This window comes from Kitasatospora sp. NPDC048715, assembly GCF_043198905.1.
GTDB classification, from domain to species: Bacteria; Actinomycetota; Actinomycetes; order Streptomycetales; family Streptomycetaceae; genus Kitasatospora; species Kitasatospora lactacystinica.
The window spans coordinates 210,238-234,510 of the sequence record NZ_JBICVH010000019.1; the positions used below are offsets into that span (position 1 = coordinate 210,238).

Sequence of the window (24,273 nt, forward strand, 5' to 3'; positions counted from 1 at the left end):
AGGGAACGAGGCCGTGAGCCCGTCCGACCGCCCGGCGCGCACCGCGCCCGTCTCGGGGCTGCAGCGCGGCCTCTGGTTCCTCGACCGCCTCGACCCGCGGGCCGTCACCTACTGCACCCCCTGGACCCTCGACGTCACCGGCCCGCTCGACCTCGCCCTGCTCCAGCGCGCGCTGGACGCCGTCACGGCCCGGCACGAGACGCTGCGCACCACCTTCGCGCTGCACCCCGACGGCCCCCGCCAGCAGGTGCACCACCGCCTCGCCGTGCCGCTCGCGGTGACCGACCTGCGCCCGCTGAGCGGCCCCGGGCAGGAGGAGCGCCTGGAGGACCTGCTCACCGCCCGCTGCGCCGAGCCCTTCGACCTGGCCGCCGGCCCGCTGCTGCGCGCCGAGGCCTTCCGGCTCGCCGACGAGCGCACCACGGTGCTGTTCACCGTCCACCACATCGTCTGGGACGGCTGGTCCGCCGAAGTCTTCGAACGCGAGCTCGCCGAGCTGTACGGCGCGGCGGTGCGGGGCGGGCAGGCCCGGCTGCCGGAGCTGACCGTGCAGTACGCCGACTGCGCCGAGGAGGAGCTCGGCACCTCCTACGAGGAGCACCTGACCTACTGGAAGCAGCAGCTGGACGGCGCCCCCGCCCTGCTGGAGCTGCCCACCGACCGGCCCCGGCCCGCCGAGCGCGGAGCGGCCGGCCGGACCGAGGAGTTCGGCCTCGCGCCCGGGACGGCGGCGCGGGTCCGCGCGCTGGCCGAGGCGGAGGGCGTCACCCCGTTCACCGTCCAGCTGGCCGTCTTCGCCCTGCTGCTGAACCGCTGGACCGGCGCCGACGACCTGGTGGTCGGCACCCCCGTCACCACCCGGGACCGCCCCGAACTGGAGCACCTGCTCGGCTACTTCGTGAACCTGCTGCCGCTGCGCCTGCGGCTCGCGCCGGCGCTGGGCTTCCGGGACCTGCTGGAGCACGTCCAGGACGTCGCCTTCGAGGCGTACGGCTACCTCGACCTGCCCTTCGACCAGATCGTCGACCGGCTCGGCGCCGCCCGCAGCGCCCAGCACCCGCCGCTGGTCCAGGTGGTGTTCGGCGCCCACGGCGAGGACCGCAGCCCGCTGGCGCTCGGCCCGGCGGCCACCGCCCGCAGCCGGGTGCGCTCCAACGGCACCAGCAAGTTCGACCTCACCTGGTCCGTGTTCGACGGCGGGGACGCCGGGGGCGAGCTGCGCGGCGAGGCCGAGTACCGCGGCGAGCTGTTCGACCCGCAGACCGTCCGCCGGCTGGCCGCCGAGTACGACGCCCTGCTCACCGCGGCCCTGGACGACCCCGACGCCACCGTGCTGCGGCTGACCACCCGCCCCGTGGACGCGGGCACGGCCACCGACACCCCCGGCCACTGCCTGCACCACCTGTTCGAGCGGGCCGCCGACGCCCACCCCGACCGGCCCGCCGTCAGCGACCCCGACCGCACCCTGAGCTACGCCGAACTGGACCGCCGGGCCAACCGCCTCGCGCACGCCCTGCGCGCCCGCGGCGCCGGCGCCGGCGACCGGATCGGCATGCTGCTGGAGCGCACCGCCGACGTCCTGGTCACCGTCCTCGGCGTGCTCAAGACCGGCGCCGCCTACGTGCCCGTCGACCTGGCCGCCCCCGCCGACCGGGCCGCCCTGGTCTTCGGCGACACCGGCGTCGCCCTGGTGGTCACCGACCGCCCGGACCTGGTGCCCGACGGCCCCTGGCAGGCCTACGACCTGAGCGCCGGGGCCGCCGACCTGGCCGCCCGGCCGGACACCCGCCCGCCGGCCGCAGGCCGCCCCGGCGACGTCGCCTACGTCATCTTCACCTCCGGCTCCACCGGCCGCCCCAAGGGCGTCGCCGTCGCCCACGAGCACGTCAGCCGGCTGATGGCGGACGGCGAGCGGCACTTCGGCTTCGGCCCGCAGGAGACCTGGACGCTCTTCCACAGCTACGCCTTCGACTGGACGGTGTGGGAGATGTGGGGCGCCCTGCTGCACGGCGCCCGCCTGGTCGTCGTCCCGTACGTGACCAGCCGCTCGCCCGAGGAGTTCGCCCAGCTGCTGGAGGAGGAGGGCGTCACCCGCCTCTGCCTCACCCCCTCGGCGCTGCGCCAGCTGGAGCCGGTGCTGCGCCGCAGCCCGCGCGCCCTGCCCGCGCTGAAGTGGATCATGCTCGGCGGGGAGGCGCTGGACCCGGCCGTCGTCCAGCGCTGGTTCGAACTCGACCCGCCGCCCCCGGCCCGGCTCTGCAACCTGTACGGCATCACCGAGACCACCGTCCACGTCACCACCCACGACCTGGCCGGCAGCGCGGGCTTCGAACGCAGCCTGATCGGCACGCCCATGCCGCACCTGAGCGCCCAGGTCCTGGACGACTGGCTGCGGCCGGTGCCGCCCGGCGCGGCCGGCGAGCTGTACATCGGCGGCGGCAGCCTCGCCCACGGCTACTGGGGCCGCCCCGGCCTCACCGCCGGGCGCTTCGTCGCCGACCCGTACGGCCCGCCCGGGGCCCGGCTCTACCGCACCGGCGACGTCGCCCGGCGGCTGCCCGGCGGCGGACTGGAGTACATCGGGCGCGCCGACTTCCAGGTCAAGCTGCGCGGCTTCCGGATCGAGCTCGGCGAGATCGAGAACGCCCTCGCCGCCCACCCGGACGTCGACGCCTGCGTCGTCACCGTGCACGAGGACCGCCTCGCCGCGTACGTCACCGGACGCGAGCCCGCCGACGTCCGCGCCTTCCTCGGCCGCTCGCTGCCCCCGTACATGGTCCCGGCGACCTTCACCGTGCTGGAGTCGCTGCCGCTCACCGTCAACGGCAAGGTGGACCGCGCCGCCCTGCCCGCCCCCGGACAGCGCAGCGCCGCCGCGGCGGGCCGCCACGTCGAGCCGCGCACCCCGGAGGAGGAGGCCTTCGCCGCCGTCTGGACGGAGGTCCTCGGGGTGGACGGCATCGGCGTCCACGACGACTTCTTCCACCTCGGTGGCGACTCCATCCGGGCCGTCCAGCTGGCCGGCGCGCTGCACGAGCGCGGCTGGGGGCTGAGCCTGCGCGACGTCTTCAACGCCCCCACCGTCGCCGCCCTGCTGCCGCTGGCGAAGCCCGTCACCGAGGACCCGGACGCCCACGAGCCGTTCGCCCTGATCACCCCGGAGGACCGCGCCGACCTGCCGCCCGGCGTCGTCGACGCCTACCCGATGGTGTCCATGCAGCTCTCCATGGTCTTCCACATGGAGATCGCCGGCGGCACCGACAGCTACCACAACGTCAACTCCTACCGGATCTCCGGCGACCTCGACGAGCAGGCCTTCCGCCGCTCCGTCGCCGAGGCCCTGGACCGCCACGCCGTGCTGCGCACCGGCCTGGACCTGTCCGGCTACGGCGAACCGCTGCAGCTCGTCCACGGCCGGCTGCCCGCCCCCGTCGAGTTCGCCGACCTGCGCGGCGCGGCCGAAGCGGACCAGGACACCGCGATCCGCGAGGTGTTCGACACCCACCGGTGGACGCCCTTCGACCTCACCGCCCCGCCGCTGTTCCGGATCACCGTGCAGCGCCTGGCCGAGGACGCCTTCCAGCTCACCGTCTCCGAGCACCACGCGATCCTCGACGGCTGGAGCTTCACCTCGCTGCTCACCGAGATCCTGGAGCGCCACGGCGCCCTCGCCGCCGATCCGCTCGGCGCGCCCACCCCGCCGCCGCGCACCGCCTTCCGCGACTTCGTGGCCGTCGAACGGCAGGCCGCCGGGGACGAGCGCTCGCTCGGCTACTGGCGCGAGCGGCTGTCCGGCGTCAGCGGCCAGCTGTTCCCCGGCAGCGAGTCCGTGCACGAGGCGCCGCGCACCGTCGAACGGGTGCTGCCCGAGGCGCCCGACCAGCTGCGGACCGTCGCCGACGCGCTCGGCGTGCCGGTCAAGTCGGTCGCGCTCGCCGCCCACCTGCACGCCCTCGCCGCCGTCACCGGGAAGCCGCGCGTCACCACCGGCCTGGCCGTCAACGGCCGGCTGGAACGGCTCGGCGGCACCGAGGTGTACGGGCTGTTCCTCAACACCGTCCCGCTGAGCTGCGAGCCCACCGGCGACCTGCTCGCCCTGGTCCGCGAGGTCCACCGGGAGGAGCTGGACATGATGCCGCACCGCCGGGTGCCCTTCGCCCGGCTCGCCCGGCTGATGACCGACACCGCGCTGGACAGCCAGTTCGGCTACCTGCGCTTCCACGCCCTCGGCCGGCTCAGCTCGGCCCGCATCGTGGACGGCCGGATCGGCACCGAGCCGACCCTGCGCCACGAACCCAACAGCTTCGCCTTCGGCGCCTCGGTGATCCAGGACCCGGTCACCCAGCGGGTGCTGCTCGCGGTGGACCACCAGCGCTCGCTGGTCACCGACAGCACCGCCGAGCAGTTCATCGACACCTACGCCACCGCCCTGCACATCATGGCCGCCGCCGCCCGAGACCTCTGAGGACCCGTCATGACCGATCTGCTGGACCGCCTGTGCGCCACCGTCGCCGCCCACCCCGGGCGCACCGCCGTGCTGGCCGGCGCCGACCGCCTGGACTTCGCCGAACTCGACCGCCGCACCGCCGCCCTGGCCCGCGCCCTGCGCGCCCTCGGCGTCGGCCGCGGCGACCGGGTCGGCGTCCACCTCGGCCGCACCGCCGACCTGCCGGTCGCCCTGCTCGCCGTCTGGCGGGCCGGCGCCGCCTACGTCCCGCTCGACCCGGCCTACCCCGCCGAGCGGCTCGCCTTCATGGCCACCGACGCCGGGCTCGCCGCCCTGATCAGCGCCGACGGCCTCCCGGCCGCCGAGGGCGTGCCGGTGCTGCGCCCGGACGCCGCCGCCGACGGGCCCGACCTGCCGACCGGGGCGCACCCGCTCGACCCGGCCTACGTCATCCACACCTCCGGCTCCACCGGCCGCCCCAAGGGCGTCGAGGTGCCGCGCGGCGCCGTCGCCGCCCTGGTCGAGGCCCTGGAGGCCACCGGCGCCTACCGCGCCGAGCCCGGCGTGGTCGGCTGGAACGCCAGCGTCTCCTTCGACGCCTCCGTCCAGCAGTGGGCCCGGATCTGCCGCGGCGACACCGTCCTGGTCATCGGCGAGGAGCACCGCGCCGACCCGGCCCGGGTCGCCGCCCTGCTGGCCGAGCACGCCGTCACCGACCTCGACCTGACCCCCTCGCACTGGGAGCTGCTGCGCGAGCCGCTCGCCAGCGCCCGGGTGCCGCGGCTGTTCATGGGCGGCGAGCCCGTCCCCGAGCGCACCTGGCGGGAGCTGGCCGACGGCGGCATCGACGCGCTCAACCTGTACGGGCCCACCGAGTGCACCGTCGACGCCGTCACCGCGCCGATCAGCGGCCCCGGGCCGCACCTGGGCGAACCGCTGCCCGGGGTGCGCCTGCACCTGCTGGACGAGAAGCTCGCCGCCGTCCCCGACGGCGTCGTCGGCGAGCTGTACCTGGCCGGGCCCGGACTCGCCCACGGCTACGTCGGCCGGCCCGCACTGACCGCCGAGCGCTTCGTCGCCGACCCGTCCGGCGGGCCGGGAGCCCGGATGTACCGCACCGGCGACCAGGCCCGGCGCGGCGAGGGCGGCCGGCTGGAGTACGTCGGCCGGGTGGACCGCCAGGTCAAGCTGCGCGGCTACCGGATCGAGCTCGGCGAGGTCGAGCACGCCCTGGCCCGGCTGACGGGCGTCCAGGCCGCCGCCGTCACCGTCCACGAGCCCGCCCCCGGCGACCGGCGCCTGGCCGGCTACGTCACCGGCGCCGTCACCGCCGCCGAGCTGACCGAGCGGCTGCGGGCCACCGTGCCCGCCCACCTGGTGCCCTCGGTGATCACCGTGCTGGACGCCCTGCCGCTCACCCCCAACGGCAAGGTCGACCTGGCGGCGCTGCCCGTCCCCGTCGCCCCCGCCGCCCCCGCGCAGGAGGCGGCGGCCGGCACCGGCGGACTGGCGGAGCAGGTCGCCGAGGTCTGGAGCACCGTGCTCGGCGTCACCGGCGTCCGGCCCACCGACGACTTCTTCTCGCTCGGCGGCCACTCGATCGCCGCGCTGCGGGTCGTCCACCTGCTGCGCCGCCGGCTCGGCATCGAACTCCAGCTGCGCCACCTGCTCGACTCCGCCGACCTGGCCGCCTTCACCGCCACCGTCGGGCAGGCCGCCGCGGCCGGCGCCGCCGCCCCCCGGCCCGCCCTGACCGCCCGCGCCCGGGCGGCCGGCGCATGACCACCGCGCTGCGGGTGCGGCCCCGCGTCGAGGGGGACTGGCTGTTCGTCCCAGTGCCCCAACCCCACCGCCCCTACCGGCTGTTCTGCTTCCCGCACGCCGGGGGCGACGCCACCGCCTACACCCCGCTGGCCCGCGCCCTCGCCCCGGCCGCCGAGGTCTGGGCACTGCGACCGCCGGCCCGCGGCGGCCGGCTCGGCCACCCGATGCCCGCGAGCTTCGACCTGCTGGTCGACGCCGTCCTGGAGGCCCTCACCCCGCACCTGACCGGCCGGTTCGGCTTCTACGGGCAGAGCTTCGGCGCCCTGCTCGGCTACGAGGTCGCCCGGGCGCTGCCCGCCGAGCGGCGCCCCGAGCTGGTCGTCGCCGCCGCCGCCTCGCCGCCCGCCGCCTGGGCCGGGGCGGACCGCCCCCGGTACACCGCCGACGAACTGCTGCGGCTGGCCGGGATGGGCGAACTCGTCGAGGGCGACGCCGACCTGAAGGAGAACGCGCTGCGCGGCATCCGCACCGACCTGGCCGTGGTCGACACCTACCGGCCCCGGCCCCACCCGCCGATCGGCTCCGCCCTGCACACCGTCGTCGGCGTCGAGGACCCCCTCCTCGCCGTGGGCGGCCTCGAAGGCTGGGCCGCCCACACCCGCGGCGGCTCCGGCCACCACGTCGTCCCCGGCGGCCACCTGCTCGCCACCGTCGACCGGCCCGGCCCGGTCGACCTGCTCTCCTCCCTCATCGCGCGGCCCGGCGCCGCCCACCAGTCCACGACGGAGCACTGATGCCAACCACCACCGCGGTCGACCTCACCGACCCCGACCTGTGGGCCCGCCCCGACACCCCCGCGCTGGTCGCGGAGCTGCGCCGGGAGTCCGCCGTCCACCGCACCGACACCGTCGACGACGGGCAGGTCTGGTCGGTGCTCTCCTACCGGCACTCCGCCGAGGTGCTGCGCAACGCCGCCCTCTACAGCTCCGAACAGGGCTCGCTGCTCGGCGCCGGCGAGGGCAACGTCCCGGTCGGCTCCGGCCGGATGATGGCCCTCACCGACCCGCCCCGGCACCGCGAACTGCGCGCCCCCGCCAACCCGTTCTTCGCCCCCGGCCCGGTGCGCGGCGCCGCCCGCGGCATCACCGACCTCGCCGCCTCGATCGTCGAGAAGGCCGTCGAACTGGGCGAGGTCGACCTCGTCGACGCCGTCTCCGCCCTCCCGCTGTCCGTCATGTGCGACCTCCTGGACGTCCCCGAGCAGGACCGCGAGATGGTCGAACGGGTCTGCGACGTCGCGTTCCTCGGCAACACCCCCGAGGAGCGCCGGGCCGGCCACCAGCAGCTCATCCCGTACCTGCTGCACCAGGTGATGCTGCGCCGGACGAACCCGAAGGACGACCTGATCAGCAAGATGGCGACCTACCGGGTCGGCGGCAAGCTGCTGCCGGTCGAGGACGTCGTGCTCAACCTGGACAACATCGTGGTCGGCGGCGTCCAGACGGTCCGTCACACCGCCGCCATGGGCCTGCACACCCTCACCCGGAACCCGGAACTGTGGCGGAAGCTGCAGCGCGGCGAGGTCGGCATGGACTCGGCCCTGGACGAACTCCTGCGCTGGACCTCGGTCGGGCTGCACACCCTGCGCACCGCGAGCCGGGACACCGAACTCGACGGCCACACCATCCGGCGCGGCGACCGGGTCGCCGTCTGGGTGTGGTCCGCCAACCGGGACCCGGAGGCCTTCGACCGGCCCGAGGAGATCCTGCTCGACCGCAGCCCCAACAAGCACCTCGCCCTCGGCCTCGGCGCCCACTACTGCATCGGCGCACCGCTGGCCAAGGCCGAACTCGGCGCCCTGTTCACGGCGATGCTGGAACGCGTCGCCGTCATCGAACCGACCGGGCCGGTCACCCACAACCGCTCGATCATCAACTTCGGCCTGGACCGCTTCCCGGTCCGCCTCCTCCCGCGCTGACGTCCGGCGCCGGCAGCCACCCGCACCGAACTGCCGCGTACCTGCCTCGCCTCCTGCCGTTGCGGGCCCCGGGCCGCCCGTACCTTCGAATCAACCCAAGGAGGACACCATGAGCAACCCGTTCGAGGACGACAACGCCGGCTACCTGGTCCTGGCCAACGACGAGAACCAGCACTCCCTCTGGCCGGTCTGGATCGACGTGCCCGCCGGCTGGACCACCGTCCACGGCGAGGACACCCGCCAGGGCTGCCTCGACTACATCGAGGCCAACTGGACCGACATCAGGCCGGCCAGCCTGGTCGCCTCCCTCGCCCACCAGTGAGCGCCGCCATGCCGACCTGGGAACTGAACCCCGGCCGCCCGGCCCTCGCCCACGCCCCGCGCACCGCCGACCTCGGCGAGGCCTGCGACTGGCTGCGGGAGAACGAGACCGAGCTCACCGACGCCCTGCACCGCCACGGCACGATCTTCCTGCGCGGCCTGCCGGTCGCGAGCACCGAGGACGTCGCGGCCGTGCGCGACGTGCTCATCCCCGAGCGCACCCCCTACCGCGAGAAGGCCACCCCGCGCAGCGACTACGGCAACGGGGTCTTCTCCTCGACCGACCTGCCGCCGGCCCAGCCGATCCGGATGCACAACGAGAACAGCTACACCCTCACGTTCCCCGGCCGGCTGCTCTTCGCCTGCCTGATCGCCCCCGAGGAGGGCGGGGCCACCCCGACCGCCGACTGCCGCAAGGTGCTCGACCACCTGCCGGCACACCTGGTCGAGCGGGGGCGGACCTCCGGCTGGACGCTCACCCGCGCCTACTCGGACTACGTCTCCCTCGGCTGGCGCACCGCCTTCGCCACCGAGGACCCCGCCGAGGTCGAGGCCTACTGCCGGGAGAACGGCATCACCTGCGAGTGGCGCCCGGACGGCAACCTGCGCACCAGCCAGCTGCGCCCCGCCACCATCCACCACCCGCGCACGGGTGAGGAGGTCTGGTTCAACCACCTCGCGTTCTGGAACGAGTGGTCGCTCGACCCGGACATCCACGAGGCGATGACCGAGGAGTTCGGCCCGGACGGCCTGCCGTTCAACACCGGATTCGGTGACGCCGAACCGCTCGGGAGCGCCGACGTCGACGCCCTCAACGAGGCGTACCACGCCGCGACCGTTCGCGAGCGGTGGCAGGTCGGCGACGTGATGCTGGTCGACAACGTGCTCTGCGCACACGGCCGGGACCCGTACCGAGGCGACCGCAGGATCGCCGTCTCGATGGGACAGCCGGTCGACGTCCTGGACTGCCGGCCCAGCGTCCGCCCGGACCTGGCCGCCGTCTGACCGCCGACCGACCGCCCCCATCCCGAACACCCCGTGCCGTGCCGTGACGTGAGTAGAGGAAGCACCGTGATCCCGGTTTCGTACGCCCAACAGCGTCTCTGGCTGATCGACCAGATCGAGGGGCCGACCGCGCTGTACAACCTGCCGTTCGCCCTGCGCCTGCGCGGCGAGCTCGACACCGCCGCGCTGCGCGCCGCGACGGCGGACGTGGTCGCCCGGCACGAGGCCCTCCGCACGGTGTTCCCGGTGGTCGGGGGAGTCCCGGTGCAGCGGATCCTGCCCGCCGAGGAGGCGCGGCCGCGCTTCCTGGTGCTGGACCGCGCACCGGCCGACTACCCCGCCCACCGGGACGCGGCCGCCGCCGAGACCTTCGACCTGAGCCGCGAACTGCCCATCCGGGTCACGGTGTTCACCCTCTCCCCGACCGAGCACGTGCTGCTCGTCGTGCTCCACCACATCGCCGGCGACGGCTGGTCGCTCGGCCCCCTGCTGCGCGACCTCGCCGAGGCCTACCGGGCCCGCCTCGCCGGCGGCGCCCCGTCGTGGGATCCGCTGCCGATCCAGTACGCCGACTACGCGCTCTGGCAGCGCGACCTGCTCGGCGACGAGCGCGACCCCGAGAGCCTGCTCGCCCGTCAACTCGACTACTGGCGGACCGCGTTGGCGGGCCTGCCGGAGGAACTGGAGCTGCCGACCGACCGCCCCCGACCGCCCGCCCCCACCGGCGCCGCCGACTCCGTCGACCTCGCCTGGGACGCCGGCCTGCACACCGCCCTGCTCACCCTCGCCCGCACCCACCGCACCACCCTGTTCACCGTCCTCCAGGCCGGCCTGGCCGCCCTGTTCACCCGGCTCGGCGCCGGCACCGACATCCCGCTCGGCACCGGCGTCGCCGGGCGCGCCGACGAGGCCCTGGACGACCTGGTCGGCTTCTTCGTCAACTCCCTGGTGCTGAGGGCCGACACGTCCGGCGACCCGAGCTTCGCCGAGCTGCTCGGCCGGGTCCGGGAGGCCCAGCTCGACGCCTTCGCCCACCAGGACCTCCCCTTCGAGCGCCTCGTCGAGGAGCTCAACCCGCCCCGCGCGCTCGGCCGCCACCCGCTGTTCCAGACCCTGCTGGTGCTGCAGAACCACGGGCAGGACGCCGCACCCGACCTGCCCGGGCTGGAGAGCGCACCGGAACCGATCGGCCTGCGCGTCGCCAAGTTCGACCTCAACATCGGCATCGCCGAACAGCACGGCCCGGACGGCGCCCCCGCCGGGCTCACCGGCTCCATCGAGTACGCCGCCGACCTCTACGACCGCGCCACCGTCACCGCCCTCGCCGACCGGCTCGGCAGGCTGCTGGCCGGCGCCGCCGCCGACCCGCACGCGCCCATCGCCACCCTGGACGTGCTCGCCCCCGAGGAGCGCACCCGCATCCTCGTCGAATGGAACGCCACCGACGCCCCCCGGTGGAGCGGCACCCTCGTCGAGTCCTTCGAGCGCCGGGCCGACCGCACCCCGCACGCCACCGCCCTCGTCCACGACGGCGGCACCCTGACCTACGCCGAACTCGACACCCGCGCCAACCGCCTCGCCCACCACCTCACCGCCCTCGGCGTCGGCCCCGAGACCCCCGTCGCGATGCTGATGGAGCGCTCCGCCGACGTCGTCGTCGCCACCCTGGCCGTCCTCAAGGCCGGCGGCTGCTACGTCCCCATGCACCCCGGCCTGCCGCCCGAGCGGATGGCCGGCGTGCTCGCCGACACCGGCGCCCCCGTGCTGCTCACCGACCGCGCCGACCCGGGCTTCCCGCACGGCGCCGCCGTGGTCCGCCCCGGCGACGAGGCCGGCGCCCCGGCCCACCGCCCCGGCGTGCCCGTCCACCCGGACCAGCTCGCCTACGCGATGTACACCTCCGGCTCCACCGGCCGCCCCAAGGGCGTCGCCGTGCGCCACCGCGACGTGCTCGACCTCGCCGCCGACCGGCGCTGGCAGGACGGCCGCCACCAGCGCGTCCTGCTGCACTCCCCGCACGCCTTCGACGCCGCCACCTATGAGATCTGGACGCCGCTGCTGGCCGGCGGCACCGTCGTGGTCGCCCCGCCCGGCGCCCTCGACGCCACCGCCCTGCACGCCGTCACCACCCGCCACGACGTCACCGCCGTCTTCCTCACCAAGGCCCTGTTCGACCTCGTCGCCGAACAGGCCCCGGAGACCTTCGCCGCCCTGCGCGTCGTCTGCACCGGCGGCGAGGCCGCCTCCGGGGTGCTGCTGCGCCGGGTCCTGGAGGCCTGCCCCGGGCTGCTGCTCGCCCACGTCTACGGCCCCACCGAGACCACCACCTTCGCCACCCACCACCCGCTCGCCCCCGCCGACCTCGACGGCCCCCGGGTGCCGATCGGCGGCCCGCTCGACAACATGCGCAGCTACGTCCTCGACGCCCGGCTGCGCCCCGTCCCGCCCGGCGTCCCCGGCGAGCTGTACCTCGCCGGCGCCGGCCTGGCCCGCGGCTACCTGGGCCGTCCCGGCCTGACCGCCGAACGCTTCGTCGCCTGCCCGTACCTGCCCGGCGGCCGTATGTACCGCACCGGGGACCTGGTGCGGCTGCGCGCCGACGGCGCCGTGGAGTTCCTCGGCCGGATCGACGGGCAGGTCAAGCTGCGCGGCTTCCGGATCGAACTCGGCGAGATCGAGGCGGCGCTGTCCCGCCACCCCGCCGTCCGCCAGGTCATCGTGATCGCCCGCGAGGACCGCCCCGGCGACACCCGGCTGGTCGCCTACTGCACCGCCGAGGACTCGCTCGCCCCGGCCGAGCTGCGCGCCTTCGCCGGCACCGCGCTGCCCGGCTACATGGTCCCCGCCGTGGTCGTCCTGCTGGACGCGCTGCCGCTCAACGCCAACGGCAAGGTCGACCGCCGCGCCCTGCCCGCCCCCGACCTCGCCGCCGACGACACCGGGCGCGCCCCCCGCGACGAGCGCGAACGGGTGCTCTGCGAGCTCTACGGCGAACTCCTCGGCATCGACGACATCACCATCGACGACGACTTCTTCGCCCTCGGCGGCCACTCCCTGCTCGCCACCCGCCTGGTCGGCCGGGCCCGCACCGAGCTCGGCGTCGAACTCGCCATCGGCGACCTCTTCCAGGCCCCGACCGTCGCCGGGCTCGCCGACCGGCTCGCCGACCGCGCGACCGGCACCCCCGCCCCGGCCCGCCCGGCGCTGCGGCCCGTCGTCCGGCCCGAGCGGGTGCCGCTCTCCTTCGCCCAGCGCCGGCTCTGGTTCCTGGCCCGGGCCGACGGCCCCTCGGCCACCTACAACGTCACCCTCGCCCTGCGGCTGCGCGGCCCGCTCGACCCCGCCGCCCTGGAGGCCGCCCTCGGCGACGTCGTGCACCGGCACGAGGCCCTGCGCACCGTCTTCGGCGAGCACGACGGCACCCCGTACCAGCGCGTCCTCGACGCCCCCGCGACCGGCCTGCTCACCGTCACCGACCGCCCGAGCGACGAACTCGCCGGCCACACCTTCGACCTCGCCACCGACCTCCCGGTCCACGCCTACCTGCGGCCCGAGGGGGCCGAGGAGCACGTGCTGGTCCTGGTCGTCCACCACATCGCCGGGGACGGCGCCTCGCTGGGCCCGCTCTACCGCGACCTCACCGACGCCTACCGGGCCCGCCTCGCCGGCGACGCCCCGCCGTGGGAGCCGCTGCCCGTCCAGTACGCCGACTACGCGCTCTGGCAGCACGAACTGCTCGGCGACGAGGACGACCCCGAGAGCCCGCTCTCCCGCCAGCTCGCCCACTGGCGCGAGGCGCTGGCCGGCGCGCCCGAGGAACTCCCGCTGCCGCTGGACCGCCCCCGCCCGCCGGTCGCCACCCACCGCGGCGCGGTCGTCCCGCTGGAGTTCGACGCCGACCTGCACGCCCGGCTCACCGCGCTCGCCGCCGAGCACGGCGTGACCCTCTTCATGGTCCTGCGGGCCGCGTACGCCACCCTGCTGCACCGCTTCGGCGCGGGCACCGACCTGCCCATCGGCACCCCGCTGGCCGGCCGCCTCGACGAGGCCGTGCAGGAGCTGGTCGGCTTCTTCGCCAACACCCTGGTGCTGCGCACCGACCTGTCCGGCCGCCCGAGCTTCGCCGAGCTGCTGGCGAGGGTCCGGGAGAGCGACCTGGCCGCCCACGCCCACCAGGACGTGCCCTTCGAGCGCCTGGTGGAGGAGCTGAACCCGACCCGCTCGACCGCCTGCCACCCGCTGTTCCAGGTGATGCTGGCCTTCGCGGGCGCCGCCGAGGACGGCCCGGACCTGCCCGGCGTGACGGTGACGGAGGAGCCGGTCGACTTCGGGACGGCCACCTTCGACCTCACCCTGCGCCTGGTCGAGCGGCAGGGCGCCGAGGGCGCCGCCGCGGGGCTGGCCGGCGTCCTGGAGTACGCCACCGACCTGTTCGACCGCGAGAGCGCCGAACAGCTGGCCGCCGCCCTGGAGTCGGTCCTCCGCCAGGTCGCCGCCGACCCCCGGCGGTCCGTCGCCGAGCTGGACGTCCTGCCCGCCGGGCGGCGCGCCGCGGAGGCGGCCGACCACACCCCGCCGCCCGCGACGGTGCCCCTGGTGCCGGCCGTCTTCGAGGCACAGGCCGCGGCCACCCCGGACGCGGTGGCCCTGGTCTGCGGCGAGCTCTCGCTGACCTTCGCCGAGCTGAACGCCCGCGCCAACCGGCTCGCCCACGCGCTGATCGCCCGGGGCATCGGCCCCGAGCGCGTGGTGGCGCTGGCCCTGCCGCGCTCGGCCGAGACGGTGGTGGCCGTCCTCGCGGTGCTCAAGGCCGGCGGCGCCCACCTGCCGCTGGACGCCGAGTACCCGGCCGAGCGGACGGCGCACATGCTGGCCGAGGCCCGCCCGGCGCTGGTGCTCACCGACGACCGCTGGCCGCTGCCCGAGGTGCTCGACGGGCACCCCGCGCTCGACCTCGCCGAGGGCGCGGAAGGCCCGCAGACCGACCCGGCCCCGCGGGCCACGGCGGCCGACGCCGCCTACGTCATCTTCACCTCCGGCTCCACCGGCCGCCCCAAGGGCGTCGTGGTGCCGCACGGCGGCATCGCCGCCCTGCTCGCCGCCCACCGCGCGGGCGTGATGGCCGGGGTCGCCCGGCAGCGCGTCGCGCTCACCGCCTCGCTCTGCTTCGACGCCTCCTGGGACGGCCTGCTGTGGCTGGTCGCCGGCCACGAGCTGCACCTGATCGGCGGCGACGTGCGGCGCGACGCCCGGGCCCTGGTCCGCCACACGCGCCGGCAGGGCATCGGCGTCCTGGAGGTGACGCCCTCCTACGCCGAGCAGCTGATCGAGGAGGGCCTGCTGGAGGAGCCCGCGCCGGCCCTGGTGCTGCTCGGCGGCGAGGCCGTCGGCCAGGCGCTCTGGACGCGGCTGCGCGAGGCCCCGGGCACCGCCGCCCACAACCTCTACGGCCCGACCGAGTGCACCGTCGACGCCCTGACCCACCCGCTGGAGGCCACCGGGCGGCCCGTCCTCGGACGCACCGTCGCCGGCACCCGCTGCCACGTCCTCGACGAGTACCTCAACCCCGTCCCGGCGGGGGTGCCGGGGGAGCTGTACCTCGCGGGCGCCGGCCTGGCCCGCGGCTACCTGGCGCGGCCGGGCCTGACGGCGGAGCGCTTCGTGGCCTGCCCGTTCGAGCCGGGCGCGCGCATGTACCGCACCGGGGACCTGGTGCGCCGCACCCGTGACGGGGAGCTGGAGTACCTCGGCCGCACCGACCACCAGGTGAAGATCCGCGGCTTCCGGATCGAACTGGGCGAGATCGAGCGCGCCCTGACCGCCCACCCGCGGGTGCTCCAGGCGGCCGTCCTGCCCGACGGGGACGGGCTGCGCCTGGTCGCGTACGTGGTCGCCGACGGCCCGCTCGACCCGGCCGAGCTGCGCGCCACCGCCGCCCGGACGCTGCCCGGCTACATGCTGCCGGCCGCGATCGTGCCGCTGGACGCGCTGCCGCTGAACGCCAACGGCAAGCTGGACCGGTCCGCCCTCCCGGCACCGGACTTCGGGGCGCTGTCGGCCGGTCGTGCGGCGCGCACCCCGCAGGAGGAGATCCTGTGCGGGCTGTTCGCGGAGGTGCTCGGCCTGGAGGGCGTCGGTATCGACGACGACTTCTTCGACCTCGGCGGCCACTCGCTGCTGGCCACCAAGCTGCTCAGCCGGGTGCGGGCGGCGCTGGGTGCCGAGTTGGGCATCCGGGACGTCTTCGAGGCGCCGAGCGCGGCCGGGCTGGCCGCCCGCCTGGGCGCCGGCTCCGAGCGGGCGGCGCTCGGTACGGGCCGTGAGCGCCCCGACCGCGTCCCGCTGTCCTTCGCCCAGCAGCGCCTGTGGCTGATCGACCGGATGGAAGGCCCGAGCGCCCTCTACAACGCGCCGCTGGCGCTGCGCCTGACGGGGGAGCTGGACGCCGCCGCGCTGGAGCTCGCCCTCGGCGACGTGGTCGCCCGGCACGAGAGCCTGCGCACCCTGATCGAGGAGTTCGACGGCACCCCCTACCAGCGCGTCCTTCCGGCCGGGGAGGCCGTGGTCCCGCTCGACACCCGGGACTGCCCCGCCGACGAGGTGGCCGCCACGGTGGCCGGGCTGTGCCGCCACGCCTTCGACCTGCGCACCGAACTCCCCGTCCGCGCCGCCCTGCTGCGGGTCGCGGCCGAGGAGCACGTGCTGGTCCTGGCGCTGCACCACATCGCCAGCGACGGCTGGTCCCTCGGCCCGCTGGTCCGCGACCTCACCGGCGCCTACGCGGCCCGCACCGAGGGCACCGCCCCCGGCCGGGCGCCGCTGCCCGTCCAGTACGCCGACTACGCGCTCTGGCAGCGCGAGCTGCTCGGCGAGGAGAGCGACCCCGAGAGCCTGGCGGCCCGCCAGCTCGCCCACTGGCGCGAGACCCTGGCGGACCTCCCGGACGAGGCGACGCTGCCGCTGGACCGCCCCCGCCCGCCCGTCGCCTCCCACCGCGGCGACCGGGTGGCGCTCACCCTGGACGCCGAGTGCCACCGCGAACTGGTCGCCCTCTCCCGGGCCCACCGGGTCACCCTGTTCATGACCGTGCAGGCGGCCCTCGCCGCGCTGCTCACCCGCCTCGGCGCGGGCACCGACGTCCCGATCGGCTCGGTGGTGGCCGGGCGCTCCGACGAGGCGCTGGACGAGCTGGTCGGCTTCTTCGTCAACACCCTGGTGCTGCGCACCGACACGTCCGGGAACCCGAGCTTCGCCGAACTGCTCGGCCGCGCCCGGGAGACCGCCCTCGGCGCCTACGCCCACCAGGACGTGCCGTTCGAGCGCCTGGTGGAGGAGCTCAGGCCGGCCCGCTCGCTGGCCCGCCACCCGCTGTTCCAGATCATGCTGGTGCTCCAGAGCAATGAGCGGGCCGAGCCGGCCACGGCGGGCCTGCACGTCGAGCCGCTCGCGGCGGGCAACGGCTCCGCCAAGTTCGACCTCAGCCTGATCGCCGAGGAGTCCTTCGGCCCCGACGGCGAGCCCGCCGGGATCGACTGCGCCCTCGACTACGCCACCGACCTCTTCGACCGGGAGACCGTCGAGGCCGTCGCCGTGCGCCTCGGCCGGCTGCTGGCGGCGGTGGCCGCCCGGCCCGAGCTGCCGATCGGCCGGATCGAGCTGCTGTCGGCCGAGGAGCGCGCCGCGCTCCCGGCGGCCGGCGCCGCCCTGCCGGACGAACTCCCGCTGCTGCCCGCCGCTTTCGCGGCCCAGGCCGCCCGCACCCCGGAGGCCGTCGCGCTGGTCTGCGGCGAGGTCCGGCTGACCTTCGCCGAGCTGGACACCCGGGCCGAGCGGCTCGCCCACCGCCTGCGGGCCGCGGGCGCCGGGCGGGAGTCGGTGGTCGCCCTCGCCCTTCCGCGCTCGGCGGAGACGGTGGTCGCCATGCTCGCCGTGCACAAGGCCGGCGGCGCCTACCTGCCGCTGGACGCCGAGTACCCGGCCGAGCGCACCGCCCACATGCTCGCCGACGCCCGCCCGGCGCTCGTCCTCACCGACGACCGCTGGCCGCTGCCCGAGGTGCTGGCCGGCCAGGCCGTCCTGGACGCCGCCCCGCCGTCCGACGTCGCCCCGCCGGCCGAGGACGCCGAGGGCGCCGCGCCCGACCCGGGGTGGTGCGCCCTCGACCCGGGCGACGCCGCCTACGTCATCTACACCTCCGGCTCCACCGGCCGCCCCAAGGGCGTCGTGGTGCCGCACGGCGCCGTCGCCGCCCTGCTCGCCGCCCACCGCGCCGCCCTGATCCGGGGCACCGAGGAGGCCCACGGCCGGCAGCGGATCGCGCTCACCGCCTCGCTCTGCTTCGACGCCTCCCTGGAGCCCCTGCTCTGGATGTTCGCCGGGCACGAGCTGCACCTGATCGGCGACGAGCTGCGCCGCGACCCGGCGGCGCTGGTCCGCCACACGGCCGCCGCCGGGATCGACGCCCTGCACCTCACCCCGTCCTACACCGAGCAGCTGATCGAGGAGGGGCTGCTGGACGCACCCGCGCCGCGCCTCCTGCTGCTCGGCGGCGAGGCCGTCGGCCAGGCGCTGTGGCAGCGGCTGCGGGAGCACCCCGACACCGCCGGCCACAACTTCTACGGTCCGACCGAGGCGACCGTCTACGCGCTGACCCAGCCGTTCGACGCGGCGCGGCGCCCCGGGCTCGGCGGCCCGATCGCCGGGGTGCGGGCGTACCTCCTGGACGAGTACCTCAACCCCGTCCCGGTGGGGGTGCCGGGGGAGCTGTACCTCGCGGGCGCCGGCCTGGCCCGCGGCTACCTGGCGCGGCCGGGAATGACGGCGGAACGCTTCGTCGCCTGCCCCTTCGAGCCGGGCGCGCGCCTCTACCGCACCGGGGACCTGGCCCGCCGCACCCGCGACGGCGGCTTCGAGTACCTCGGCCGCACCGACCACCAGGTGAAGATCCGCGGCTTCCGGATCGAACCCGGCGAGATCGAGCAGGTGCTGGCCCGCCACCCCGCCGTCCGCCAGGCCGTGGTCACCGTCCGGGAGAGCGACACCGGCGACCGGCGCCTGGTCGCCCACTGCGCGGTGGGCCACCGCGCGGCGGGCCGGGAGACGCCCGAACTCGCCGTCGAACTGCGGCGCTTCGCCGCCGGGGCGCTGCCCGGCTACATGGTGCCGGCCGCCGTCGTCCTGCTCGACACCCTGCCCCTGACGGGCAGCGGCAAGGTCGACCACCGGGCGCTGCCCGAACCGGACTTCGGGGCGCTGTCGGCCGGCCGGGCGGCGCGCACCCCGCAGGAGGAGATCCTGTGCGGGCTGTTCGCTGAGGTGCTCGGCCTGGAGGGCGTCGGTATCGACGACGACTTCTTCGACCTGGGCGGCCACTCGCTGCTCGCCACCAAGCTGCTCAGCCGGGTGCGGGCGGCGCTGGGTGCCGAGTTGGGGATCCGGGACGTCTTCGAGGCGCCGAGCGCGGCCGGGCTGGCCGCCCGCCTCGGCACCGGCTCGCGGCGACCGGCACTGAGCGCGGCGGGCGAACGCCCGGAGCGCGTCCCGCTGTCCTTCGCCCAGCAGCGCCTGTGGCTCATCGACCGGATGGAAGGCCCGAGCGCCCTCTACAACCTGCCGCTCGTCCTGCGCGTGGCGGGCGAGCTGGACGCCGCCGCGCTGGAGCTCGCCCTCGGCGACGTGGTCGCCCGGCACGAGAGCCTGCGCACCCTGATCGAGGAGTTCGACGGCACCCCCTACCAGCGGATCCTGCCCGTCGAGCAGGCCCGCGTCCGGGTCGAGCTGCTGCCGCCCGGCACCGAGCCGGCGAGCTGCACGGACCGTCCCTTCGACCTGGCCGCCGACCTGCCCGTCCGCGCCCACGTCATCCCGGCCGGGCCCGGGGAGCACCTGCTCGCCCTCGTCCTGCACCACATCGCCGGGGACGGCTGGTCGATGGGCCCGCTGCTGCGCGACCTCGCCACGGCCTACGCGGCCCGCACCGGCGGCGCGGCCCCGCAGTGGGCGCCGCTGCCCGTCCAGTACGCCGACTACGCGCTCTGGCAGCGCGAACTGCTCGGCCGGGAGGAGGACGGGGAGAGCCTGCTCGCCCGCCAGCTCGGCCACTGGCGCGAGGCGCTGGCCGGCCTGCCCGAGGAGCTGTCGCTGCCCGTCGACCGGCCGCGCCGCGCGGCCGCCTCGCACCGCGGCGAGCGGGTCGTCGTCCCGTACGGCGCGGAACTCCACCGCGCTCTCGGCGAGTTGTCGCGCCGGCACCGGGTGACGATGTTCATGACGGTGCAGGCGGCCCTCGCCGCGCTGCTCACCCGCCTCGGCGCGGGCACCGACATCCCGATCGGCTCGGTGGTGGCCGGGCGCGGCGACGAGGCGCTGGACGAGCTGGTCGGCTTCTTCGTCAACACCCTGGTCCTGCGCACCGACACGTCCGACGATCCGAGCTTCACCGAGCTGCTGGCCCGCGTCCGGGAGACCCAACTCGACGCCCACGCCCACCAGGACGTGCCCTTCGAACGCCTGGTGGAGGAGCTGAACCCGGCCCGCTCGCTGGCCCGTCACCCGCTCTTCCAGGTGATGCTGCTGCTGGAGGGCCGGGGCGACTCGGCGCCGCTCGCCGCGGCCGGCCTGGACGCCTCGGCGGTGTCCTCCGCCGGGACGGTCGCCAAGTTCGACCTGAGCGTGGGCCTCGGCGAGTCCTTCGACGCGGACGGCGCACCCGCCGGCCTGGAGTGCGCGATCGACTTCGCCACCGACCTCTTCGACCGGGAGACCGTCGAGGCGATCGCCGTGCGCCTCGGCCGGCTGCTGGCGGCGGTGGCCGCCCGGCCCGAGCTGCCGATCGGCCGGATCGAGCTGCTGTCGGCCGAGGAGCGCGCCGCGCTCCCGGCGGCCGGCGCCGCCCTGCCGGACGAACTCCCGCTGGTCCCGGCCGCCTTCGCGGCCCAGGCCGCCCGCACCCCGGAGGCGGTCGCGCTGGTCTGCGGCGAGGTCCGGCTGACCTTCGCCGAGCTGAACGCCCGCGCCAACCGGCTCGCCCACCACCTGATCGGGCGGGGCATCGGACCCGAGTCCGTGGTCGCCCTCGCCCTGCCGCGCTCGGCGGAGACGGTGGTCGCCATGCTCGCCGTGCACAAGGCCGGCGGCGCCTACCTGCCGCTGGACGCCGACCACCCGGCCGACCGCACCGCCCGCACCCTCGCCGACGCGGCCCCCGCCCTCGTCCTCACCGACGACGGCTGGCCCCGGCCCGAGGCGCTGGCCGGCACCCCCGTGCTGGCCCTCGCCGAGGCCACCGGGCCGGACACCGACCCGGCCCCGCGCGCCTCGGCCGGCCACGCCGCCTACCTGATCTACACCTCCGGCTCCACCGGCCGCCCCAAGGGCGTCGTCGTCCAGCACAGCAGCCTCGCCGCCCTGCTGGCCGTCCACCGGGCCGGGCCGATCGCCGCCGCCGAGGCCGCGCACGGCCGACTGCGCGTCGCGCTCACCGCCTCGCTCTGCTTCGACGGGTCGCTGGAGAGCCTGCTCTGGCTGTTCGCCGGGCACGAGCTGCACCTGATCGGCGACGAACTGCGCCGCGACCCGGCCGCGCTGGTGCGGTACGTGCGCGCGGAGGGCATCGGCGCCATGGACGTCACCCCGTCCTACGCCGAGCAGCTCCTCGCCGAGGGCCTGCTGGAGGGCGCCGCCCCGGCCGTCCTGGTGCTGGGCGGCGAGGCCGTCGGCCAGCAGCTCTGGACGAGCCTGCGCGCGGCGCCGGGCACCACCGCCTACAACCTGTACGGCCCGACCGAGGCCACCGTCTACGCCCTCGGCCGGCCGCTCGGCGGGGCGGAGCGCCCCGGTCTCGGCGGCCCGGTCGCCGGGGTGCGGGCGTACCTCCTGGACGAGTACCTCAACCCCGTCCCGGCGGGCGTGCCCGGGGAGCTGTACCTGGCCGGCCCGGGCCTGGCCCGCGGCTACCTGGGCCGCCCCGGCCTGACGGCGGAACGCTTCGTCGCCTGCCCGTTCGAACCGGGCGTGCGCATGTACCGCACCGGGGACCTGGCCCGCCGCACCCGCGACGGGGAGCTGGAGTACCTCGGCCGCACCGACCACCAGGTGAAGATCCGCGGCTTCCGGATCGAACTCGGCGAGATCGAGCACGTGCTGACGCTCCACCCGCGGGTCGGCGCCGCCGCCGTGCTGCCCGCCGCGGACGGACTGCGCCTGGTCGCCTACGTGGTGGCCGACGGCCCGCTCGACCCCGCCGAACTGCGCGCCTTCGCCGCCGGCCACCTGCCCGGCTACATGCTGCCCGCCGCCGTCGTCCCGCTGGCCGCGCTGCCGCTCACCGGCAGCGGCAAGCTCGACCGGACGGCGCTGCCCGCACCGGACTTCGGGCAGCTCGCCGGCGGCCGCGCCGCCCGGACGCCGCAGGAGTCGATCCTGTGCGGGCTGTTCGCGGAGGTGCTCGGCCTGGAGGCCGTCGGCATCGACGACGACTTCTTCGACCTCGGCGGCCACTCCCTGCTCGCCATGAAGCTGCTCGCCGAGGTCCGCGGCGCCCTCGGCACGGACCCCGGCATGCGGGCGCTGTTCGAGACACCCACCGTGGCCGGGCTCGCCCGACGGCTCGGCCACGGCCCGGCGCCCGACGCGCTGGACGTCCTGCTGCCGCTGCGCGCCGGCGGCGACCGGCCCCCGCTGTTCTGCGTCCACCCGGCGGCCGGCATCAGCTGGGTCTACTCCGGGCTGCTGCGCCACCTCGGCCCCGAGCAGCCGGTGTACGGCCTCCAGGCCCGGGGCCTGCGCGGCGACGCGCCGGCGAGCGTCGCCGAGATCGCCGAGGACTACGTGCGGCAGATCCGCGCGGTGCGTCCCGACGGCCCGTACCACCTGCTGGGCTGGTCCTTCGGCGCGGTGGTCGCGCAGGAGATGGCCGTGCGGCTGCGGGCCGAGGGCGCCGAGGTCGGCCTGCTGGCCCTGCTCGACGGCGCCCCGGCGGTCCGCACCGCCGACGCCCCGCCCGTCGAAACCGCCGACACCCTCGCGGAGTTGCTGCACTCGCTCGGCCACGACCCGGCGGACGGCCGGGGACTCGCCGATCTGCGGGCCGTGCTCGGGGAGGCCGTGGCCGTGCTGCCGGAGGTCTTCGACCGGCACCGCAAGCTGATGGCCGAGCACGTGCCGGCCCGCTACCGGGGGGACGCCGTCTTCTTCGGGGCGACCACCGGCAAGCCCGCCGACTGGCCGTACGAGCAGAGCTGGCGGCCGTACCTGGACGGCCGGATCGAGAGCCACCGCCTGGCCTGCGCCCACGGCGAGCTGACCCGGCCGCAACCCCTCGCACGGATCGCCGCCGTGCTGACCGAGAAGCTGCACACCGAGAAGCCGCACACCGAGAAGCCGCACACCCAGAAGCCGGGAGCGTGACCCGCGATGACCACCACCGTCCCGATCGAATCACCGGCGCGGCCGGAGCGGCCGCGCGGCCGGTGGGGCCTGTGGGCCCAGGGGGACTTCCGCCGGCTCTGGATCGGTGAGACCACCAGCACCCTCGGCACGGCCGTCGGAAGCGTGGCGCTGTCCCTGGTGGCCGTGGTCACCCTGGGCGCCGGCCCCTTCGCGGTGGGCGTGATCAACGCCGCCGCCTGGCTGCCCTGGCTGTTCCTCGGCCTGCCGGCCGGAGCCTGGGTGGACCGCTGGCCCCGGCTGCGGGTGATGCTGGTCTGCGACCTGCTGCTGCTCGTCCTCTTCGCCAGCGTCCCGGTGTCCGCGTGGCTGGGGGCGCTCTCCCTCGCCCAGCTGGTGGTGGTGGCCCTGCTGACCGGGGCGGTGAAGGTGTTCTTCTCCACCGCCTACGGGGCGGTGCTGCCCACCCTGGTGGCGAAGGCCGACCTGCTGGAGGCCAACGTCAAGCTGCGCTCCGGGGCCTCGGCGGCGGAGATCGCCGGCCCGGGCGCGGCCGGTCTGCTCGCGCAGGCCTTCGGCGCCGCCAGCGGGATGCTCGCCGACTCGCTCACCTACCTGGTGTCGGCGTTCTGCCTGCGGCGGATCAGGACGGAGGAGCGCCCCCCGCCGGTGTCCGAACGGCGCGGCATCCCGCGCGAGATCGGCGAGGGCGTCCGGTTCCTGCTGCGCGATCCCTACCTGCGCACGTTCGCCTGCTTCGCGGCGGTCGGCAACCTGGGACTGAACGGCATCCAGGCCGTGCAGACGGTCTTCCTGGTGCGCAGCGTGGGGATCGAACCGGGCGCGGTGGGCGCGGTGTTCGCGCTGGTGAGCGTCGGCGGGCTGGCCGGTGCGATGCTGGCCGGGCGGATCGCCCGCAGGCTGGGCACCGCGCGCGGGCTGCTGGTCTGCGAGCTGGTGGTCGCGCCCTTCATCCTGCTGCTGCCGCTGGCGGGCGAGCGGCTGCCGCTCGTGGTCAGCGCACTCGCCTGGGCCGTCGCGGTCTGCGGCGTGGTGGCGGGCAACGTCCTGGCCGGCAGCTTCTCCCAGGCCTACTGCCCGCCCGAGATGATCGGCCGGATCAGGGCCAGCTCCGCGACCCTCAACTACAGCGCGATCCCGGTGGGAGCCCTGCTCGGCGGCTGGCTCGGCGAGGTGATCGGCGCCCGCGGCACCATCTGGCTGATGGCGGGCGTGCTGCTCTCGGCCGGCGGGGTGCTGCTGGCCAGCCCGCTGCGCGGCCTGCGCGACTTCCCGACCCGGCCGTCGGACCCCGCCGCCTGACCGCGCCGCCCCGCCCCATCCCGCGCCACCTCGCGCCACCTCCCGATCC

General features: G+C 76.2%; 8 protein-coding genes. All 8 read left to right on the forward strand.

Going from position 1 to position 24,273, the window contains the following annotated elements:
* Positions 1-13 precede the first annotated feature (13 nt).
* The 8 genes from ACGFSC_RS32155 (at position 14) to ACGFSC_RS32190 (ending at position 24,224) form a co-directional block, all read left to right on the forward strand.
* Positions 14-4,465, forward strand: coding sequence for an amino acid adenylation domain-containing protein (locus ACGFSC_RS32155; RefSeq protein WP_359898263.1), 4,452 nt, complete (start codon positions 14-16; stop codon positions 4,463-4,465).
* 9 nt (positions 4,466-4,474) lie between these two features.
* The gene (locus ACGFSC_RS32160; protein WP_359898262.1) at positions 4,475-6,229 is read left to right on the forward strand and encodes a non-ribosomal peptide synthetase; all 1,755 of its coding nucleotides are present in this window, start codon (positions 4,475-4,477) and stop codon (positions 6,227-6,229) included.
* Complete coding sequence (locus ACGFSC_RS32165) at positions 6,226-7,005, forward strand: thioesterase domain-containing protein (RefSeq protein WP_359898261.1); 780 nt, start codon at positions 6,226-6,228, stop codon at positions 7,003-7,005. The genes ACGFSC_RS32160 and ACGFSC_RS32165 overlap by 4 nt, the downstream gene beginning before the upstream one ends.
* Positions 7,005-8,189: a cytochrome P450 gene (locus ACGFSC_RS32170; protein WP_359898260.1), complete on the forward strand. Its 1,185-nt coding sequence runs from the start codon at positions 7,005-7,007 to the stop codon at positions 8,187-8,189. Before ACGFSC_RS32165 ends, ACGFSC_RS32170 begins: the two co-directional genes overlap by 1 nt.
* A 109-nt stretch (positions 8,190-8,298) precedes the next feature.
* On the forward strand, positions 8,299-8,511 hold the full coding sequence (locus ACGFSC_RS32175) for an MbtH family protein (RefSeq protein ID WP_189922088.1): 213 nt from the start codon (positions 8,299-8,301) through the stop codon (positions 8,509-8,511).
* Between the two features lie 8 nt (positions 8,512-8,519).
* Positions 8,520-9,515 (forward strand): TauD/TfdA family dioxygenase, encoded by a 996-nt coding sequence (locus tag ACGFSC_RS32180; RefSeq protein WP_359898259.1) that lies wholly within the window; start codon positions 8,520-8,522, stop codon positions 9,513-9,515.
* A 66-nt stretch (positions 9,516-9,581) separates the two neighbouring features.
* Positions 9,582-22,922 carry an amino acid adenylation domain-containing protein gene (locus ACGFSC_RS32185; RefSeq protein WP_392864333.1) on the forward strand — a complete coding sequence of 4,447 codons (13,341 nt, stop codon included), beginning with the start codon at positions 9,582-9,584 and terminating at the stop codon, positions 22,920-22,922.
* Between the two features lie 6 nt (positions 22,923-22,928).
* Positions 22,929-24,224, forward strand: coding sequence for an MFS transporter (locus tag ACGFSC_RS32190; protein WP_359911369.1), 1,296 nt, complete (start codon positions 22,929-22,931; stop codon positions 24,222-24,224).
* Positions 24,225-24,273 lie beyond the last annotated feature (49 nt).

What these genes read in the sequence shown, in the direction of transcription:
- ACGFSC_RS32190 (WP_359911369.1), top strand. Translation starts at nt 22,929, where the DNA reads ATGACCACCACCGTCCCGATCGAATCACCGGCGCGGCCGGAGCGGCCG.
- ACGFSC_RS32175 (WP_189922088.1), top strand. Translation starts at nt 8,299, where the DNA reads ATGAGCAACCCGTTCGAGGACGACAACGCCGGCTACCTGGTCCTGGCC.
- ACGFSC_RS32170 (WP_359898260.1), top strand. Translation starts at nt 7,005, where the DNA reads ATGCCAACCACCACCGCGGTCGACCTCACCGACCCCGACCTGTGGGCC.
- ACGFSC_RS32180 (WP_359898259.1), top strand. Translation starts at nt 8,520, where the DNA reads ATGCCGACCTGGGAACTGAACCCCGGCCGCCCGGCCCTCGCCCACGCC.
- ACGFSC_RS32160 (WP_359898262.1), top strand. Translation starts at nt 4,475, where the DNA reads ATGACCGATCTGCTGGACCGCCTGTGCGCCACCGTCGCCGCCCACCCC.
- ACGFSC_RS32165 (WP_359898261.1), top strand. Translation starts at nt 6,226, where the DNA reads ATGACCACCGCGCTGCGGGTGCGGCCCCGCGTCGAGGGGGACTGGCTG.